The 1,219-nt window shown below is 26.2% G+C and carries 1 protein-coding gene; it reads right to left on the bottom strand.

What is annotated here, in order from left to right:
• Window positions 1–30: 30 nt before the first annotated feature.
• Window positions 31–1,219, bottom strand: a 1,189-nt coding sequence (locus tag KO494_RS07755) for a hypothetical protein (protein WP_215967037.1), incomplete at its 5' end; no start/stop codon positions are given.

The following is a 1,219-nucleotide window of genomic DNA, read 5'->3' as shown; positions in this document are numbered from 1 at the left end:
TTTTAACTCAGTTCTTTGTTATGCACCGTTTTATATATCTTTTTTTTTAAATCCATTACTCATTTCAAAATCACGCTTTTCAGATTTTTTATGTCCAAATTCATTTTCCTCAAGCCAAAATATATTATTGTATTTTTTTGAAGAATAAAATTCAAATAGTTGATTTTTTTGAACGTAATTCTGAAGTTTATTATAGACCAAAAACTCTGATAATCCGAATTCGTATTTTTGTTTTTGTCCATCAACAGCTTTATTCATAAAACACTCATAACTATGAATTTGATTAAATGGGAGGATTGGATTTTCTAATAATAATTCTCCCACGAGGTTTTCTTGAATGTAAATTTTAATTGATGTGTTAAAATTACTTGTTGTCTCAATACTAATATTTAAAAGATGAATTATATTATATTCTATTAAGCAATTTGATGAAATTTGATAATACACACCTAAAGTATCAATAATTTTAAAGTGTAGCCTTTTTTGATTTAATACAATTGAAAATCTATTCCGGTTATATGGCAACTTATAATCCAATAAAAAAACTTCACTTTTTATTTTCTTTGGAGTTAAATATAAATGCATAAATAATTCAATATCAGTAATATTTTTTAGTACATAAATACCAAACTGATATGCAAGATCCGCTAACTGAATTATTAATTGGTCAAGCATTGTTTGATTATTGGTGCTAAACGACAATAATTCTAATAAATGCATATTCGTTTTCTGCGAATAATGTGAGCCACCATATTTGTTGGCTAATTCACTTATTATTTCTCTAACAGCATATTTTTTACTTTTATTAGTAACTACAATAATGTCTAGAAAATCTTTTAAGGATATTTTTTTTTGATTAGGTGAAATTTTGTCAATACTAAAATGTGTGTCAATAAATCTGATAGTCACATTTTCCACTAAATCAGGTAAATCTTTTTCAAAAGTATCTGGTATATGAAAAAGTTCTAAATCCATATTTAATTGAGATGCAATATCAAATAACAAGGGAGTTATTCCTTTACTTCGGTCTGTCAATAAGCTACGAAGTTGACCATAGACTATTGAAATTTGATAATAATTTCCTTTTTCAATTAATGATTTGCAATCTGCAATAATTCTTAAAGAGAAATACAATTCCTTGATTCTTTCAAGTCCGCTTTTGTCTATTGGCTGAAAATGTTCCTCTTTCATAATGGTGCATAACGTTCTCGTGTATGGA

Source organism: Lacinutrix sp. C3R15 (assembly GCF_018860825.1).
Classification (GTDB): domain Bacteria; phylum Bacteroidota; class Bacteroidia; order Flavobacteriales; family Flavobacteriaceae; genus Oceanihabitans.
Note: the sequence above shows the minus strand (reverse complement) of the source record. Positions and strands in the feature narration are given on the sequence as shown.